A 17519-nucleotide genomic window follows, 5' to 3' on the forward strand; every position below is an offset into this window, starting at 1 on the left:
CTGAGCGCCTAGCATGGGAAGGTCGCCGGGCCGGCGGCCGTTACTCGTGATGCCGCGTGCGCGCACTGCCGCGGCGTCCCCAGACTCCCCGAGGTGCCCTCCCGCATGCCCACCCGCGACGACCTGCGCAACGTGGCGATCATCGCCCACGTCGACCACGGCAAGACCACCCTGGTCGACGCCCTCCTCCGCCAGGCGGGCGCCCTCGGGCGCGCCAAGGGCGAGGGGACGGACAACGACTCCACGCAGGACCGCGTCATGGACTCGATGGACCTCGAGCGCGAGCGCGGTATCACCATCCTCGCGAAGAACACCGCCATCCGGCTGGCCGACGAGGACGGCAACCCGGTGACGGTCAACATCGTCGACACCCCCGGCCACGCCGACTTCGGCGGCGAGGTGGAGCGCGGGCTGTCGATGGTCGACGGCGTCGTCCTGCTCGTCGACGCCTCCGAGGGCCCGCTGCCGCAGACCCGCTTCGTGCTGCGCAAGGCGCTCGGCAAGGGGATGCCGGTCATCCTCGTGGTCAACAAGACCGACCGCTCCGACGCGCGCATCGGCGAGGTCGTCGACGAGACCTACGAGCTGTTCATGGAGCTGCTCGAGGACTCCGGCATGGACGTCGACAACCTCGACTTCCCGATCGTCTACAGCAACGGCAAGACCGGGCAGGCCTCGCTCACCCGGCCGGCCGACGGCACCAGCCCCGACAGCCCCGACCTCGCGCCGCTGGTGAAGACCCTGCTGGACACCATCCCGGCGCCGACCTACGACGCCGAGGAGCCGCTGCGCGCGCAGGTCACCAACCTCGACGCCTCGCCCTACCTGGGCCGGCTGGCGCTGCTGCGCATCCACTCCGGGACGATGAAGAACGGCCAGACGGTCGCCTGGTGCCGGACCGACGGCACCATCAAAAACGTCAAGATCACCGAGCTCCTGGTCACCGAGGGGCTCACCCGCACCCCGGCCGAAAGCGCCGGCCCCGGCGAGCTCGTGGCCGTCGCCGGCATCGAGGACATCATGATCGGCGACACCCTCGCCGACCCGAACGACCCGCGCCCGCTGCCGCCGCTGACCGTCGACGAGCCGTCGATCTCGATCACCATCGGCATCAACACCGCGCCGCTCTCCGGCCGCTCGGGCAAGAAGCTCACCGCCCGGCTGATCAAGAACCGCCTCGACCAGGAGCTGGTCGGCAACGTCTCGGTGCGGATGCTGCCCACCGAGCGCCCCGACACCTGGGAGATGCAGGGCCGCGGCGAGCTGGCGCTGGCCATCCTGGTCGAGCAGCTGCGCCGCGAGGAGTTCGAGCTGACCGTCGGCCGGCCGACCGTGGTCACCAAGACCATCGACGGCAAGCTCCACGAGCCGGTCGAGCGGGTCACCATCGACACCCCCGGCGAGTACGTGGGCACGCTGACCCAGGCGCTGGCCACCCGGCGCGGGCGCCTGGAGAACCTGGTGCACCACGACACCGGCTGGGCGCGGATGGAGTACATCGTCCCCTCGCGCGGCCTGATCGGGTTCCGCACCGAGTTCCTCACCGAGACCCGCGGCACCGGCGTCCTCAACCACAACCTCGAGGGCTACGAGCCGTGGCTGGGCGACATGCGCGCCCGCCCGACCGGCTCGCTGGTCGCCGACCGGCAGGGCGTGGCGACGACGTACTCGATGTTCTCGCTGCAGGAGCGCGGCTCGATGATGGTCCAGCCGGGCACGGACGTCTACGAGGGCATGATCGTCGGTGAGAACTCCCGTCCGGACGACATGGACGTGAACATCACCAAGGAGAAGAAGCTCACCAACATGCGCAAGTCCACCTCCGAGGAGCTGGAGCGGCTGATCCCGCCGCGCATCCTGAACCTGGAGCAGGCGCTGGAGTTCTGCGCCGAGGACGAGTGCGTGGAGGTCACCCCGGCCTCGGTCCGCATCCGCAAGGTGGTGCTCGACCAGACCGAGCGCGGCAAGGCCAAGAACCGCAAGCCCAAGGCCTGAGCCGCAGGCTCCCGAGGCCCCCGACCGCCGCTGCGGTCGGGGGGCCTCGGCGCGTTCCCGGGACGTGCCGGGGCGGCGCCGTCACCGGGCCGTGACGGCAGGTGATGACGAGCCGGGGAGCGGCGACAGGCCCGGGCGGAACGCGCGGGGGCGCGCCGGGCCGCCGACCTACGGTCGACGCGCGGACCCGGACGCGGGCCCGCGGTGCAACGAGCGGGAGGCTGACGCTGATGACGACGACCCGGGTGGTGCATGGCCCCGAGGGCTTCCGCGGTGGCATCGACGTCCGAGTGAGCCTGCGCGCCGACGTCGGGTCGGGCGAGAACCCCTTCGACGGGGCGTGGTTCCCGCGCAGCCGGGACCTGGCCGTCGAGGTGCCCGAGCTCGTGGCGGCGCTGGATCGGCGCGGCCTGCGCATCGAGCGCTTCACCTATCCGCTCGCCCCGTGGCTCCCGGCCCCGCGCAAGGTCGTCGTCGACGACCGGATCGTGCGCACCGGCGGCTTCAGCAGCATGGACCCCGGCGTGGTCTGCCTGAGCTGGGCGGGGGGGAACCGGCGCGCCGACCTGCTCGTCGTCCCGCCGGAGACCGACGTCATCACCGGGGTCCGCGCGCTGCGCCTGTGCACGCGGCGCGGGCTGCCCCGCTCGCCGCAGATGGTCATGGCCGCCGCGCGGTCCCAGCCGCTGCCCCAGGTGCCCGACCTGCCGGCGACCCGGGCGGTCTGAGGGACCTCCCAGCACTCCGCGCGGGCCGCGCGATGATCAGGTGACCTGATCGTGCGGTGTCCTCCCTCACGTCCCACGGTGAGGGAGGACGCTCGATGATCAGGTCACCTGATCATCGCCCCGCTCCCGGGACGGCAGGAGGCCCCGTCCGGCAGCTGCCGGACGGGGCCTCCTGCGTCGTGCTGGGTCCGCCTCAGTCGCGTGGGTCGGCGGGACGGCCGGCGCGCAGGCTGCGCTCCAGGTCCGCGGCGTCGGCGGCGTCGGCCGGCGGGACCGGGTGCTCGTCGGCGTCCGCCTCGGCCAGCCGGGCGGCCTCGACGGCCAGGGCGTCGGCCGACTCCTGCGCGCGGTCCTTGCGGTACTGGCGGTAGGAGTGGACGACGGCGGCGGCCCAGATCGCGTAGATCACCGCGTAGACGGCGTAGCGGACCGGGTCGGAGGCGTCGATCCAGTCGCTCTTGAGCAGCGTGCGGGTGTTGGTCAGCACGATGATCCCGCCGACCAGCGAGCCCAGCAGCCGCGGCGGCACGTGCCGGACCAGCCAGGCGGCGAGCGGGGCCGCGACCAGGCCACCGGCCAGCAGGCCGAGCGCCCACAGCCAGTTGACGCCCTGCGTGCCGAGGGCGAGGAGGAAGCCCACGCTGGCCGCCAGGGCGACGAGGAACTCCGAGGTGTCGATCGAGCCGATGACCTTGCGGGGCTCCATCCGGCCGCTGGCCAGCAGCGCCGGCGTGCCGACCGGGCCCCAGCCGCCACCGCCGGTGGCGTCGACGAAGCCGGCGACCAGGCCGAGCGGGGTGAGGAAGCGCTTGCGCACCGGCTTGCCGAGGTTGCGCCGGTCGATGCCGCGGAGGGTGAAGCGGACCAGCAGGTAGGTGCCGAGCGCGAGCAGGATCAGCGACATCACCGGGGCGGCGACCTCGGTGGAGAGGCTCGAGAGCACGTTGGCGCCGATGAAGGCGCCGACCGCACCCGGGATGCCGACCTTGGCGACGACCTTCCAGTCGACGTTGCCGAACCGCCAGTGCGCGGCGCCCGACATGAGGGTGGTGCCGATCTCGGCGAAGTGGACGGTGGCGGAGGCGGCGGCGGGGTTGGTGCCGAAGGCGAGCAGCAGCGTCGTCGAGGTGACGCCGTAGGCCATGCCGAGGCTGCCGTCCACGAGCTGCGCGCCGAGGCCGGCGACCGCGAGCAGGACGAGGGTCTTCACGGGTGGGGCTCCTGGTCTTCAGGGAGGTGGCGGGCCGCGGGCGCGCGGGAGGGCGCGACTCGTCGCGGGACGTGTGTGCTGGGCAGCGGCGCCGGGACGGCGCGGGACGTCAGCGCCGCGGACAGGCGGCCGTGCAGACGCGCAGCAGGTCGACGTGGATGCGCCCCACCAGGAGCACCGCCGTCCCCGCCATGGGTCCTATGTCTACCAGATCGATCGACAATCGCCGACCCGGGGCCGGGAGGTCCGGGTCACCCGGCCAGGACGTCGCGGCGGATGGTCACCCACGACACCAGCCCGCCCAGGGTGAAGAGCCCGGCGCAGACCAGCAGGGCCGCCCGGAAGCCGCCGGTGAACGCGGCGGGGTCGGCGTAGTCGTCGCCCGAGAGCCCCACCGCCACCGGCAGCGCGGCGACGACGAGCAGCTGCGCGGCCCGCGCGACGGCGTTGTTCACCCCGCTGGCCACCCCGGTCATCGACTCGGGAGCCGCGGCCAGCACGGTCGCGGTCAGCGGCGCCACGGTCAGCGCCATGCCCAGCCCCTGCAGCAGCGACCCGGGCAGCACCTCGACGGCGTAGGGCGCGGTGCCGTCCACCCCGGCCAGCCACAGCGTGCCGGCCGCCGCCACCAGCGGTCCCACGGTCATGGGCAGCCGGGGCCCGGTCCGCGCGGCCAGCGCCCCGGCCCGCGACGACAGCAGCGTGATCAGCAGGATCGAGGGCAGGACGGCGGCGCCGGCCGCGGTCGCCCCGTAGCCCAGCACCGTCTGCAGCTGCAGGACGAGGAACAGCGACAGCCCGCCCACCGCGGCGTAGACGGCGAAGGTGGCCAGGTTCGCGCCGGTGAACTGCCGGGACGCGAACAGCCGCGGCGGCAGCACGGGCTCGGCCACCCGGCGCTCGCGCACGACGAACGCCGTCCCCGCCGCCAGGGCGGCCGCCACGGGCGGTCCGACGGCGAGGACCGAGGCACGCTCCCCGGCGGTGATCAGCGCGTAGGTCAGGCAGCCCAGGGCCGCGGCACCCAGCGCGGCGCCGGCGACGTCGAAGCGCCCGTGCCGGCCGCCGCCGCGGCTCTCGGGCACGTGCCGCCCGGCGACGGCGAGCACGACGACGGCCACCGGCACGTTGAGCAGGAAGACCAGTCGCCAGCTCCCGGCGTCCACGAGCGCGCCACCGAGCAGCGGCCCGGCCAGACCGGCGATGCCGCCGAGCGCCGACCACAGGCCGATGGCCCGGGCGCGGTCGGCCGGCCGGAACGAGGACTGCACCAGCGCGAGGCTGCCCGGCGCGAGCAGCGCCCCGCCGACACCCTGCAGCACGCGCGCGGCGACCAGCTGCGCGGTGCCCGGGGCCAGGCCGCACAGCAGCGAGGCGCCGGCGAACCAGCCGACACCGACCAGGAACACCCTGCGGCGACCCAGCCGGTCGCCCAGCGAGCCCCCGAGCAGGATCAGCGAGGACAGCGCCAGCGTGTAGCCGGTGACCGTCCACTGCAGGCCGGCCAGGCCGGCGTCCAGGTCCGCGCCGATGGCCGGCAGGGCCACGGTGACGGCGGTGGCGTCGAGGAAGGCCATCCCCGAGGCGAGCACCGTGGCCAGCAGCAGCCACCGCCCCCGCGCCGTCCCCAGCTCGACCGGCGCGGACGCCGGGCCGGTCACGCCCGGCTCAGGAGACGACGAGGTGGGTGAGGAAGTAGGCCAGCGCGGCCACCGCGCCGGCGGCCGGCAGGGTCACGACCCAGGCGACGACGATGTTGCCGGCCACGCCCCAGCGCACCGCCGACAGCCGCCGGGTGGCCCCGACACCCATGATCGACGTCGTCGTGATGTGCGTGGTCGAGACCGGGACGGCGAACACCGTCGCGGTGGTGACCATGACGCCCGAGGCCACGGTCTGCGCGGCGAACCCGCCGGCCGGGGTGAGCTGGATGATGCGGCGGCCCAGCGTGCGCATGATGCGGAAGCCGCCGGAGTAGGTGCCCGCGCTGATCGCGCCGGCTGCCGCCAGCACGACCCACAGCGGCACCTCGAAGGTGTCGATCTCCCCGGCCGTGTACAGCGCCAGGGTCATGATGCCCATCGTCTTCTGCGCGTCCTGCAGGCCGTGGCCCAGCGCCATCGTCGCCGAGCTGGCGATCTGGGCGTACCGGAAGCCGCGGTTGGCGCGGGTCACGTTGGCGCCCCGGAAGGTCCACAGGATCGCCAGCATGAACAGGTAGCCCAGGCCGAAGCCGACCAGCGGCGAGAGCACCATCGGGATGACGACCTTGTCGAGGATGCCCATCCACTGCACCGAGTGCGCCGCGGCCAGCGCGGCGCCGACGAGCCCGCCGATGAGCGCGTGCGAGGACGACGAGGGCAGCCCGAAGTACCAGGTGATCAGGTTCCACACGATCGCGCCGATGAGCGCGGCGAAGACGATCTCCAGGCCCTCGCTGCCCTGGGGCGCGTCGATGATGCCGGCGCCGACGGTCTTGGCCACCTCGGTCGAGAGCAGGGCCCCGACCAGGTTCATCACCGCCGCCAGCCCCAGCGCCACCCGCGGGGTGAGCGCCTTGGTGGAGACGGCGACGGCGATCGCGTTCGCCGCGTCGTGGAAGCCGTTGGTGTAGTCGAAGGCCAGCGCGACGACGATGATGGCGACGAGCGCGAGGAAGACCGCGTCCATCGCCGGTCAGGACTCCTTGACCGTGATCGTCTCGACGACGTTGGCCACGTGCTCGAAGGCGTCGGCGGCCTCCTCGAGCTGGTCGGCCACCTCCTTGAGCTTGAGGATCTCCAGCGCGTCGAACTCGCCGCTGTAGAGGCGGGAGAGCAGCCGGCGGTAGAGCTTGTCGGCCTCGTTCTCGATGCGGTTGACCTCGATCCAGTACTCGGAGAGGTCCTTCATCGTGCGCAGCCGCGGCATGGCCTCGGCGGTGGTCTGCGCCGCCCGCTGCAGCAGCGCCGTCTGCTGGCTCATCTCCGCCGGCAGCGTGCCCAGGCCGGTGAGGACGACCAGGTCGGCGGCGGCCTCCACGAAGTCCATGACGTCGTCGAGGTCGCTGGCCAGGTTGTAGATGTCCTCGCGGTCGAACGGCGTCACGAAGCTGGAGTTCAGCTGCCGGAAGATGGCGTGCGTCGACTGGTCGCCGGCGTGCTCGAGCTCGCGCAGCCGCGCGGCGAGCTCCTCCCGGCGGGCGTGGTCGTGGATGAAGTCGCTCAGGACGTCGGTGGCGGCCACCAGGTTCTCCGCCGAGGCGGTGAACAGCGGGTAGAAGCTCTGGTCCTTGGGCGTGAGGCTGAAGGGCACGCGTGGCTCCGGTCATACGTCGGGACGGCGTCGGTCCAGGCGTACCGGCCGACGACCGCCGGGGAGCCTATGTGGGCCCGTGCGGCCCCGCCTGGCCGGTGCCCGCCGTTCACCTGTTGTTCAGACGCCGTCAGGTGCCCGTTCACCGGGCCCGGCGGGCGTCGTCCTCCTGCCCGGTGACGGCCTCGACCAGGTCGGCCCGTGCGCGGGCCACCCGGGAGCGGATCGTGCCGACCGGGCAGCCGGCCACCTCCGCCGCCTCGGCGTAGGGCAGGCCCAGTAGCTGCGTCAGGACGAAGGCCTCGCGGCGCTCGGGGTCCAGGCGGCCCAGCAGGTCGGTGACGGCGGCGCCCTCGCCCACCCGGTCGGCGCCGTCCGCGGGGCCGAGCGCCTCCAGCTCGGCGTCGTCGCGGACGAGGGTCAGCCGCCGCCGGCGGCGGGACCGCAGGGCGTCGGCGCACACCCGCCGGGCGATCGCCAGCAGCCACGTCCGCAGCGAGGAGCGGCCCTCGAAGCGGTGCAGGGAGGCGAACGCGCGCGCGTAGGTCTCCTGGGTGAGGTCGTCGGCCGACTCCCGGTCACCGAGCGCCGCGCACAGCCGCCAGACGTCGGACTGGGTGGCCCGGACGAGGGTGGCGGCGGCCAGCGGGTCGCCCTCGACGGCGGCCGCGGCGGCGCGCTCCAGCTCGTCCACGTTCCTCCTTCGTCGCACGAGTCGGACCGGTCGGGAACCGGACGGCCCTCCGCGACGACTACTGCTGCATGCAGTGTGCACCGTTCCGCGAGGCCGCCTCGGCACGACTCGACGGCGAGCCGCTGGGCATGCCCGCCGTCGATCTCGACCGGCACCTGGCCGCCTGCCCCGACTGCGCCGGCTGGGTGCGGGCGGCCGGGCAGGTCACCCGCCGCGCCCGGCTGGCCCCGGCGCCCCCGGTGCCCGACCTCACCGCCGCCGTCCTCGCGGCCCTGCCGCAGTCGCTGCCCGGGACGGCCGCCGCCGCCCGCACGCGCCTGGTGCTGTCCGCGCTGCGGCTGGCGCTGCTCGCCGCGGGCGTCGGCCAGGCCGGGCTGGCCTGGCCGGCCCTGGCCAGCGGCAGCGCGGCGATGAGCGCGCCGGTGCACATGGCGCACGAGACCGGGGCCTGGAACCTCGCCGTCGCCGCCGCGTTCGTCGCCGTCGCGGCCCTGCCGCGGCTGGCCGCCGGCGCCCTGCCGCTGCTCGCGACCTTCACCGTGCTGCTCACCGTCACGACCGTGCGCGACCTGCAGGCCGGGCACGTGCACGCCGACCGGGCCACCGCGCACCTGCTGCTGCTGGCCGGGGCGGTGCTGGTCGCCGTCGTCGCCTGGCGGCAGCGCCCGCGCCGCGGACCGGCCGGGGTGCTGGGCGGGGAGCGGGTGCCCGCGTGAGCACCCCCGCCCTGCGACGGCGCCCGGCGCTGCTGCTGCTCGCGCTGCTCGTCGGCTGGCTGGGGCTCGGCGTCGTCACCGCCGGGCCGGCCGCCGCGCACGCCGAGCTGGTCTCCACCGACCCGGGGGAGGGCGCCCGCCTCGACGCGGCGCCCGGCGCGGTGACCCTGCGCTTCACCGAGGGCGTCTCCCTCGGCGCCGGCTACGCCCGCGTGCTCGGCGAGGACGGCGAGCGCGTCGACACCGGCGCGCCCTCGGTCGACGGTGACACGGTCACCGTCCCGCTGCGCGACGGCCTGCCCGACGCCAGCTACGTCGTCACCTACCGGATCGTCTCGGCCGACTCGCACCCGGTGAGCGGGGCCTACGCCTTCGTCGTCGGCGACGGCGAGCTGGCCGACGCCGCCGCGGTGGCCGACGACCCCGACGTCGACCCGTTCGTGGCGGCGGCGCTCCCGGCCGCGCGGACCCTCGGCTTCGCCGGGCTGGCCGCCGGCCTCGGCGTCCCGGCGTTCCTGGTGCTGTGCTGGCCGGCCGGCTGGGCCTCGCCGCGGGTGCGCCGGCTGACCACCGCCGGCCTGCTCGCCGTGGCCGTCGGCGCCGTGCTCACCTTCCTGTCCCAGGGCCCCTACGCGGCCGGTTCCGGGCCGGGCTCGGTGCTCGACCCGGCGCTGCTGGCCACCACGGCCTCCGCGGCGTTCGGGCTGACCACGCTCGGCCGGGCGGCGCTGGCGCTGCTGCTGGCCGCCCTGCTCGTCCCGCTGTGGCGGCGTGGCGCCGGGCCGCAGCCGCAGGAGACCGCCGGCCTGGCCGTGCTCGCCGGCGGCGTCGTCCTCACCACCGCCGCCGTGGGGCACCCGGTCGCCGGGTCGCTGCCGGTGGCCGCCACCGCGGTCGCGGCCGTGCACGTCGCGGCGATGGCGCTGTGGCTGGGCGGGCTGGCCGTGCTGCTGGCCGGCCTGCTCCGGCCCGGCGCGGAGGCCGGCGAGCTGGCCGGCGCGCTGCCGCGGTGGTCGCGGGTCGCCTCGGGCTCGGTGGCCGCACTGGTGGTCACCGGCGTCGTCCAGTCGGTGCGCGAGGTCGGCTCGCCGGCGGCGCTGGTGTCGACGACCTACGGCTGGGTGCTGCTGGCCAAGCTCGCCCTGGTGCTGCTGCTCCTGGCCGCCGCCGGGGTGTCGCGGGTGTGGGTGCAGCAGCACCTCGGGCTCGCCCGGCCGCGGCCCGGCGGGCGCCGCCGGGTCACCGCGCACGCCTTCGCCGCCGCCGCCGCCGCCGGAGCCGGCGCGGAGGAGACCGTGGCCACCGCGGCGCGCGAGCGGGCGGCCGCGCAGGCCCGCGGCGCGGTCGAGGACGTCGCGCCGCTGCGCCGCTCGGTGCTGGTCGAGGCCGCCGTCGCCGCGGTCGTGCTGGCGCTCTCCGCCGTCCTGGTCGGCACGCCGCCGGCCCGCTCCGCGGTCGCCGAGCCGGTCGACGTCACGCTGCCGCTGCAGTCGGCGGCCGGCGCGTCCGGCAGCGTCCAGGTGTCGGTCGACCCGGCCCGCCCCGGCGCCAACACCCTGCACCTGTACCTGTTCGACGACGCCGGGCAACTGGACCAGCCCGCCGACCTGCGCGTGACGCTCACCGAGCGCGAGCAGGAGATCGGGCCGCTCGACGTCGACCTCGAACCCGCCGGACCGGGTCACTGGGTGGCCGACGGGATGAGCATCCCGGGCGCCGGCACCTGGACCCTCGCGGTGAGTGTCCGCCTCGACGAGTTCACCGCGGCCACCGCCAGCACCGCCTTCCCGGTGCGCTGAGAGCTCGCGCACCGCGAGTGAGTGAGTGAGTGAGGAGAACCGTGACCCTGTTCCTGCGACCGCTGGCCCGCGCCGGTGTCGTGCTGACCGCCGTCCTCGCCGCCCTGGTCGCGTCCGTCGTGCTCGCGACCGTCGCGTCGGCGCACGTGACGGTCGCCTCGGACGACGCCACCCCCGGCGGCTACGGGAAGCTGACCTTCCGGGTGCCCAACGAGAGCGACACCGCGAGCACGGTCGACGTGCGCATCTCTATCCCCGCCGACGCCGCGATGGCCTCCCTGCAGACGCAGCCGGTGCCCGGCTGGACGGTCTCCACGACCTCGGCGACGCTCGACGAGCCGGAGGAGGTGCACGGCCAGCAAATCAGCGACTACGTGTCGGTCGTGGAGTTCCGCGCCGACGCCGGCGGCGGCATCGCCCCCGGCCAGTTCCAGGAGTTCTCGCTGTCGGGCGGCCCCTTCCCCGACGCCGACTCCCTGAGCTACCCGGTGGTGCAGACCTACAGCGACGGCACCGAGTCGGCCTGGATCGAGCCCACCGTCGAGGGCCAGGCCGAGCCGGAGAAGCCCGCTCCCGCGCTGTCCCTGACGGCAGCGGCGGACGGCGGCTCGGCCGCGGCCACCACGACGGCGGCCGCGGACGAGCACGCCCACGGCGGCGCGGTGAGCAACGAGCCGGCCGGCCTGGCCCTGTTCCTGGCCCTGCTGGCGCTGGCCGTGGGCATCGCGGGCGTCGTCCTCGGCTACCGGGCGGGCCGACGTACCGTGTCCTCGTGACCCCTCCCGCGCGCGGCCGGCTCGCCGCGCTGCTGCTGTCCGCCGGACTGGTCCTGTCCGCCTGCGGCTCCGGGAACGACACCGCGTCGGCCGGGGAGGGACACGACCACTCCGGCGGCGCGGCGGCCTCGCTGGAGGGGCCGGGCGACGTCTACGCCGGCATCGACCTGCGCGACCCGTACCAGCGGCCCTCCTTCACCCTCACCGACACCTCGGGTGCGAGCTACGACTTCGCGTCGGCGACGGCCGGGCGGCCGACGCTGCTGTTCTTCGGCTACACGAACTGCCCGGACGTCTGCCCGTCGACGATGGCCGACGTCGCCCTCGCCCTGCGCGACGTCGACCCGGCGCTGGCCGAGCAGGTGCAGGTCGTGTTCGTCACCACCGACCCGGCCGCCGACACCCCCGCGGTGCTGGGGGAGTACCTGGGCCGCTTCGACGCCGACCTGCCCACCCGGTTCGTGGGGCTCACCGGCGCCCAGGACGCGATCGACCAGGCGCAGCTGTCGGCCGGGGTGCCGCTGGCGGAGGAGGACGGCCGGCTGCACAGCTCGCTGCTGCTGCTCTACGGCGCCGACGACCAGGCGCACGTCGCCTTCGACGCCGGCAACACCTCGCGGGACATCGCCGGCGACCTCCGCGCGGTCGCCGCCGCCTCCTAGCGGTGGCGCGGGGGCGCCGGGCGGCCGGGCGGCTGGCCGTCGTCGTCCTCGGCCTGCTGGCCTGGCTGGCCCTGGCCGGGCCGGCCGCGGCGCACGTCGGCGGGGAGGTCGCCGGCAGCGACTTCGACGGCCGGGTGACCTCGGTGCAGCCGGCGGTGCCTGGGGTCGCCGTGCGGGTCCTGCAGTTCGGCGACGAGCTCGAGGTGGTCAACACCACCGGCACCGAGGTGACCGTGCCGGGCTACTCCGACGAGCCCTACCTGCGGATCGGCCCGGACGGCGTCTGGCGCAACGCCCACAGCCCGGCCACCTGGGTCAACCTCGACCGCTACGGCCGGGCGACGGTCCCGCCGGAGGCCGATCCCGCGGCCGAGCCCGAGTGGGTGCAGGTCTCCACCGAGGCGCAGTACGTGTGGCACGACCACCGCACGCACTGGATGAGCGAGGGACAGCTGCCCCCGGTGGTGGCGGCCGACCCGACCCGGGCGCACACCGTGTCGGAGTGGACCGTGCCGATGGCGCACGGCTCGACGCCGGTGACCGTCCGCGGGGTGCTGACCTGGAGCCCGCCGCCGTCCCCGGCGCTCACCTGGACGCTGCACCTGGCGCTGGCCGCCGTCGCCGCCGCCACCGGCCTGCTGGCCCGCACGGCCCGGCCGCTGGGCTGGGCGCTGGTCCTCGGCGGGGTCGCGGCGCTGTGGCACGCGGCCAGCACGCCCGAGCCGCCGGTGACGGTGTCCTCGCACGCCGCCGCGGTGCTCTCCGCGCTGCTGCCCGCGGTCACCGCCGCACTGGTCGCGGTGCTGGGGGTCGTCGCCGGCCGCCGTGGCCGCGGGGTGGTGGCCGGGCTGTGTGCCGTCGTCCTGGGGTGGCTGCTGCTCGTGCAGGGGCTGCCCGACGTCGACGTGCTGTGGAGCGCGCACGTGGTCAGCAACGGCCCGCCCCTGCTCGCCCGGGTGGCGGTCGCCGTCCTGGTGGCCGGCGGGGCCGGGCTGGTCGTGGCGGGACTGGCCGCGGCGCGCCGCTTCCGCGACCCGGAGCCGGCCGCCGCCCGCCGGCCGGCGCCGGAGCCCCAGCCCGCCGGCTGACGCCCCGGCGCGGGTGACGTGCTGGAACGGCCACCCTGCAGGGGCTGCGCCGAGCGTGCGAGGCGTGGGGGAAGGGTGGTCCTTCGTCACTCGCTCCGCTCGTGGCGGGCCCCTGCAGCGGGGCCGTTCCGATCAAGCGCCGTCGGGGACCGGGTGCAGGTGCGGGCGCGGGCCGGACAGCATCGCGTTGGCCCGATCCAGGTCGGCCTCGAAGTCGACCTCGACGGCGGCGAACTGCGAGATGTCCAGCGGCCGGAACCGCAGGCCGGCCTCGGCGATCGCCGTCTCCATGCCGCGCTCGAAGTAGTCCTGGTCGCCGACGGCGTCGAGGTGCTCGACGAGGGTGGCCTTGTCCGCCGAGGACACGTAGTTGATCCCCACGGCCTCGCCGAGGCCGCCGGTCACCGTCTTCGACAACCCGGCGATGAAGCCGTCCGCGTCGAGGGTGTACTTGACCTCCTCGTCGGCGACGGTGGAGGTGTCGACGCAGACGAAGCTCTCGTCGGCCTCCAGCGCGGGCACCACGGCCTCCAGGACGGCGGCGTCGAACACGACGTCGCCGTTGAGCCACAGCGCCCCGCCCTCGCGGGTCGTCCGCAGCCCGCGCAGCAGGCTCTTGGAGGTGTTGGTCCGCGCGAAGTGCGGGTTGTAGGCGAAGCGCAGGTCGGGTGCGGCCTGCATGAGCAGCTCGCACTGGAAGCCGACGACGGCGGTGACGTCGACGGCCGGGCCCAGCACCTGCTCGAGCGTGTCGAGCTGGCGGTGCAGGATGCTGCGCCCGTCGACCAGCGGGGTCAGCGGCTTGGGCAGCGGTCGGCCCAGGCGGGTGCCCATCCCGGCGGCCAGGATGACCACCTGGGGGGAGCCCGGCCGTGGGCGGGCGCCCGGCCGGGCGGCGAGCGTCCTGCCGTGCAGGTGGGCGGTCTTCGCGAGGTCAGCGATGCGCACTGGGGTCCCCTCCTCGGGTCGTCGCGGCCGCGTCGGCGGCGGATCCGCCGCGCGGGAAGAACAGGTCGAGGACGCGCTCGGTGGCGTGCCCGTCCTCGAGGGCGGTGAAGGTCTCCCGGAACCGCGCGTAGCGCTCGGCGTGCGCGGCGGTCACCCGGTCGAGGTCGGCGACGGCGTCGAGCAGCTCGTCGCCGGTCGACAGCAGCGGCCCGGGCGCGATCTCCTCGATGTCGACGTAGAAGCCGCGCAGCCGGTCGCGGTAGTCGGCCAGGTCGTAGGTGAACAGCAGGATCGGCTTCCCGGTGACCGCGAAGTCGAACATCGTCGACGAGTAGTCGGTGACCAGCAGGTCGGCGGCGAGGTAGAGGTCGCGGATGTCGGGGTGGTTGGACACGTCGCGCACCGGCAGGCCCTCGATGGACTCCAGCCGGTCGGAGACCATGTTGTGCAGCCGCAGCAGCAGCACGTGGTCCCCGCCGAGCCGTTCGGTGAAGGCGGCGAGGTCGACGGGGAACTCGAAGTCCCGCTCGCCGGTGCCCTCGAACACCAGGTCGTCGCGCCACGTGGGCGTGTAGAGGACGACCGTCCTCCCCTCGTCGATGCCGAGCTGCGCGCGCACCTCCGCGCGGACCTGGTCGCGCCGGGGGCTGCTGAGCAGGTCGTTGCGGGGGTAGCCGGTCTCGTGGATCGGGCGGGGGAAGCCGAAGGCCTGCCGGAAGCGGGCGGTGCTGTACGCGTTCGGCGAGAGCATCGCGTCCCAGCGGGCGATGTCGTGCTCGAGGTAGGCCAGCCGGCCCTCCGGCGCCCACAGCACGTCGTTGTGGATCCGCTTGAGCGGGGTGCCGTGCCAGGTCTGCAGGTAGAAGGCGTCCGGCCGCTTCTCCCAGTCCAGCGGCACGTGGTCGTTGGAGACGACGACGTCGGCCGCCTCCAGCGCGGCGATGCTCTCCCGGCTGCCGAAGTGGATCGTCTCGACGTCGGCCGGGAACACGCCCTCGGCGACGGCGGAGGTCAGCCAGGTGTGCTGCACGTCGTCGCCGCGGGCGACGAGTGCCTCGTAGATCGCGCGCGGGCTGTCGGAGAACAGGCCGCGGAAGCTGGTGTAGACGATCCTCATCGACCACCTCCGGTCAGGACGGGCAGCAGCAGGTCGGCGAGCTCCTGCCAGGACCCGACGACGGTGAGGACGCCGGCCTCCCGCAGGGCGGCCTCCCGCTCGGCGCGCTCGGCCGGCTGGACGAAGAGCAGGTTTCCCACGGTGGGGCAGCCGGCGCGCACCGCCGACAGGGCGCCGGGGACGGAGTCCTCCACCGCGAGGCCGGCTCCCGGCGCGATGCCCAGCTGCTCGCAGGCGTGCAGGTAGACGGCCGGGTCGGGCTTGCTCGTCGGCGTGGGCAGGGAGTCCTCGGCGCTGAAGCGGGCCTCCGGCGGGATCAGCCCGTCGAGCCCCGTGGCGGTGAAGCAGGCGCCCAGCCGGCGCAGCGCGCTGGAGCTGACCGCGGCCAGGCGCAGGTGCGGTGCGAGCGCCACGAGGGCCGCGGTGGTCTCCGGGTGCGGCCGCAGGTGCTCGCCCAGGTACGCGGTGACCGCGCGGCGCTCCTCGGCCACCCACGGCTCGACGTCGACCTCGGGGCGGCCGGACTCGGCGGCCAGCCGCCGCGCCGTCGTCCGGAAGTTCATGCCCGTGGTGGCCAGGCGCAGCTCCTCCGCGGTGAACCGGCGGGCGTCGCCGAGCTCGGCCAGGAAGCGGTTGGTCACCTCGGCCGAGGCGACGAAGGCCGGCTCCTCGGACGGGAACAGGTTGCCGTCGGCGTCGCAGAGCAGGGCGGTGAGGCCGGTGACGACGTCGCGCGGGAGGACCGGCCCCCCCGTGCGGGGGACGGCGGTCACCGGGCGTCCGCGGGTGGGATGCTGAGGACCGGCGCGGGCGGGGTGCTGGCGGCCGTCAGGGCGGCGACGGTCGCCCGGACGCCGTCGCGCTCCAGCCGGCGCAGCACGGCGGCCAGCTCGTCGGCGAAGCCGGGCACGCGGCCGAGGTCGCCGAACACCGGCTCGTCGGCCAGCAGCGGCCGCGGGTCGGTGCCACCGGCGCGCGCGAGGGCCTGCAGGTGCGGGCCGCGGTCGTCCTCCACCGGCAGCGGCCGGCCGGCGTCGTCGGTCTGCTGCAGCCAGCGCACCCAGCCGGCGACGGCGAGGGTGAGCAGCGCGTGCGGCCTGCCCTGGGCCAGCGCCTCGCGCAGCGAGGGCAGCAGGTGGTGGGGCAGCTTGGTCGAGCCGCGGCGGCACAGCCGGGAGAGCCGGTCGGCGATGGCCGGGTTGGCGAAGCGCTGCAGCAGCACGGCCTTGTACCCGGCGAGGTCGATCCCCTCGGGGCAGGGGATGAGCGGGGTGACCTCGTCGTCCATGAGGGCGGTGACGTAGGCGGCGAAGACGGGGTCGCCCATGAGCACGTCGATGCGCTCGTGGCCGGCGAGCGTGCCCAGGTAGCCCAGCGCCGAGTGGCTGGCGTTGAGCAGCCGGGTCTTCATCAGCTCGTGCTCGGTGACGTCACGGACGAAGCGGACGCCGACCTCGTCCAGCGGCGGGCGGCCGTTGCAGAACGCGTCCTCGATGACCCACTGGGAGAACGGCTCGGTGACCACCGGCCAGCGGTCGTCGACGCCGTAGCGGCGAGCGAGGGCCGCACGCTCCTCCGGGGTGGTCTGCGGCGTGATCCGGTCGACCATGCTGCTCGGGAAGGCCACCCGGTCGGTGATCCAGCGGGCGAGCACCTCGTCGCGCAGGGCGGCGAAGCCGGTGACGGCGGCGCGGGTGGCGTCGCCGTTGCGGTGCAGGTTGTCGCAGGACAGGACGGTGAACGGCCGGGCGCCCGCCCGCCGGCGGCGGTCGAGCGCCTCGACGAGGAAGCCGAACACGGTCCGCGGGGCGTCGGGGTGCTCGACGTCGTGCCGGATGTCGTCGTCGACGGTGAAGGCGCCGGAGGTGGGGTCGAGCAGGTAGCCCGCGCCGGTGATGGTCATCGTCACCAGCCGGGTGCGCGGGTCGGCGAGCCGGTCGAGGACGGCGCCGGGGGCGTCGGGGGCGAACAGGTAGTCGGTGAGGACGCCGACCACCCGGGCGCGCTCGCCGTCGGGGCTGCGCTCGACGACGGTGTAGAGGTTGTCCTGCGGGGCGAGGGCCTCCTGCATGTCCCGGCGCCGCAGGCCGACGCCGACGACGCCCCACCGGTCGGAGACGCGCCGCTCGGCGACCTCGTCGAAGTAGGTGAGCTGGTGGGCGCGCGAGAAGCCGCCGACGCTCAGGTGCACGACGGCCGGGACCAGCGCCGAGCGGTCGTAGGTGGGGACGGTGAGCCGGGCCCCGTGCTGCTCGAGCGTCGCGTCGGTCAGCGGCCGGATGCGGACGACGGGCGCCACCGTCGCCACCGCAGCGGTCGCGCCGGGCCGCGGGTCCTCCCGCGAGGGGCGCTCGGGCTGTGCCATCGAGGCATCGGTCCTTCCTGCTCGGGCCGTGGTGGGGCCGTGCTCGGGCGGGGCGGGCCTGGGTGCGCCGCACCCACGGGGGTGGGGGCGCGCCCGAGGGCCGCACCGGGTTGATCATGGGACCATC

The 17519-nt window shown here is 75.2% G+C and carries 16 protein-coding genes; 7 read left to right on the forward strand and 9 right to left on the reverse strand.

Features of this window, described 5'->3' with window-relative positions; genetic code table 11:
• Positions 1 to 93: 93 nt before the first annotated feature.
• Together typA and ACWIZO_RS12975 are read left to right on the forward strand one after the other, a co-directional pair.
• Positions 94 to 1995, forward strand: coding sequence for a translational GTPase TypA (typA, locus tag ACWIZO_RS12970; protein WP_448642837.1), 1902 nt, complete (start codon positions 94 to 96; stop codon positions 1993 to 1995).
• Between the two features lie 230 nt (positions 1996 to 2225).
• Positions 2226 to 2723 (forward strand): DUF5994 family protein, encoded by a 498-nt coding sequence (locus tag ACWIZO_RS12975; protein ID WP_448642838.1) that lies wholly within the window; start codon positions 2226 to 2228, stop codon positions 2721 to 2723.
• A gap of 193 nt (positions 2724 to 2916) precedes the next feature.
• On the opposite strand, the gene ACWIZO_RS12980 is transcribed toward ACWIZO_RS12975, so the two are convergent.
• The 5 genes from ACWIZO_RS12980 to ACWIZO_RS13000 all read right to left on the reverse strand — a co-directional run bounded on the left by ACWIZO_RS12980 (position 2917) and on the right by ACWIZO_RS13000 (position 7921).
• Positions 2917 to 3933 carry a sulfite exporter TauE/SafE family protein gene (locus ACWIZO_RS12980; protein ID WP_448642839.1) on the reverse strand — a complete coding sequence of 339 codons (1017 nt, stop codon included), beginning with the start codon at positions 3931 to 3933 and terminating at the stop codon, positions 2917 to 2919.
• A 251-nt stretch (positions 3934 to 4184) separates the two neighbouring features.
• Positions 4185 to 5594: an MFS transporter gene (locus ACWIZO_RS12985; RefSeq protein ID WP_448642840.1), complete on the reverse strand. Its 1410-nt coding sequence runs from the start codon at positions 5592 to 5594 to the stop codon at positions 4185 to 4187.
• Positions 5595 to 5601: 7 nt separating this feature from the next.
• Positions 5602 to 6603, reverse strand: coding sequence for an anion permease (locus ACWIZO_RS12990; RefSeq protein ID WP_448642841.1), 1002 nt, complete (start codon positions 6601 to 6603; stop codon positions 5602 to 5604).
• Between the two features lie 6 nt (positions 6604 to 6609).
• Entirely contained in the window at positions 6610 to 7227 is a 618-nt protein-coding gene (locus tag ACWIZO_RS12995) for a DUF47 domain-containing protein (protein WP_448642842.1), read from the reverse strand.
• 142 nt (positions 7228 to 7369) lie between these two features.
• Complete coding sequence (locus tag ACWIZO_RS13000) at positions 7370 to 7921, reverse strand: sigma-70 family RNA polymerase sigma factor (protein WP_448642843.1); 552 nt, start codon at positions 7919 to 7921, stop codon at positions 7370 to 7372.
• A gap of 68 nt (positions 7922 to 7989) precedes the next feature.
• Here ACWIZO_RS13000 and ACWIZO_RS13005 point away from each other — a divergent pair, with 68 nt between their 5' ends.
• The 5 genes from ACWIZO_RS13005 to ACWIZO_RS13025 are packed head-to-tail and all read left to right on the forward strand — an operon-like array spanning position 7990 to position 12962.
• Positions 7990 to 8637 (forward strand): zf-HC2 domain-containing protein, encoded by a 648-nt coding sequence (locus ACWIZO_RS13005; protein WP_448642844.1) that lies wholly within the window; start codon positions 7990 to 7992, stop codon positions 8635 to 8637.
• Positions 8634 to 10436, forward strand: coding sequence for a copper resistance CopC/CopD family protein (locus tag ACWIZO_RS13010; RefSeq protein ID WP_448642845.1), 1803 nt, complete (start codon positions 8634 to 8636; stop codon positions 10434 to 10436). Before ACWIZO_RS13005 ends, ACWIZO_RS13010 begins: the two co-directional genes overlap by 4 nt.
• Positions 10437 to 10477: 41 nt before the next feature.
• The gene (locus ACWIZO_RS13015) at positions 10478 to 11212 is read left to right on the forward strand and encodes a YcnI family copper-binding membrane protein (RefSeq protein ID WP_448642846.1); all 735 of its coding nucleotides are present in this window, start codon (positions 10478 to 10480) and stop codon (positions 11210 to 11212) included.
• Complete coding sequence (locus tag ACWIZO_RS13020; protein WP_448642847.1) at positions 11209 to 11874, forward strand: SCO family protein; 666 nt, start codon at positions 11209 to 11211, stop codon at positions 11872 to 11874. The genes ACWIZO_RS13015 and ACWIZO_RS13020 overlap by 4 nt, the downstream gene beginning before the upstream one ends.
• 2 nt (positions 11875 to 11876) lie before the next feature.
• Positions 11877 to 12962, forward strand: a complete 1086-nt coding sequence (locus ACWIZO_RS13025; RefSeq protein WP_448642848.1) for a hypothetical protein — start codon at positions 11877 to 11879, stop codon at positions 12960 to 12962.
• A 132-nt stretch (positions 12963 to 13094) separates the two neighbouring features.
• Here ACWIZO_RS13025 and ACWIZO_RS13030 read toward each other — a convergent pair whose 3' ends face one another.
• The 4 genes from ACWIZO_RS13030 to ACWIZO_RS13045 are packed head-to-tail and all read right to left on the reverse strand — an operon-like array spanning position 13095 to position 17392.
• Entirely contained in the window at positions 13095 to 13910 is an 816-nt protein-coding gene (locus ACWIZO_RS13030) for a phosphocholine cytidylyltransferase family protein (RefSeq protein WP_448642849.1), read from the reverse strand.
• Positions 13897 to 15027: a CDP-glycerol glycerophosphotransferase family protein gene (locus ACWIZO_RS13035; protein WP_448642850.1), complete on the reverse strand. Its 1131-nt coding sequence runs from the start codon at positions 15025 to 15027 to the stop codon at positions 13897 to 13899. The genes ACWIZO_RS13030 and ACWIZO_RS13035 overlap by 14 nt, the downstream gene beginning before the upstream one ends.
• Positions 15024 to 15800 carry an HAD family hydrolase gene (locus ACWIZO_RS13040; RefSeq protein WP_448642851.1) on the reverse strand — a complete coding sequence of 259 codons (777 nt, stop codon included), beginning with the start codon at positions 15798 to 15800 and terminating at the stop codon, positions 15024 to 15026. Before ACWIZO_RS13040 ends, ACWIZO_RS13035 begins: the two co-directional genes overlap by 4 nt.
• Positions 15797 to 17392, reverse strand: a complete 1596-nt coding sequence (locus ACWIZO_RS13045) for a mannitol dehydrogenase family protein (RefSeq protein WP_448642852.1) — start codon at positions 17390 to 17392, stop codon at positions 15797 to 15799. Before ACWIZO_RS13045 ends, ACWIZO_RS13040 begins: the two co-directional genes overlap by 4 nt.
• Between the last annotated feature and the right edge of the window lie 127 nt (positions 17393 to 17519).

Source organism: Geodermatophilus sp. URMC 63, from assembly GCF_053502565.1.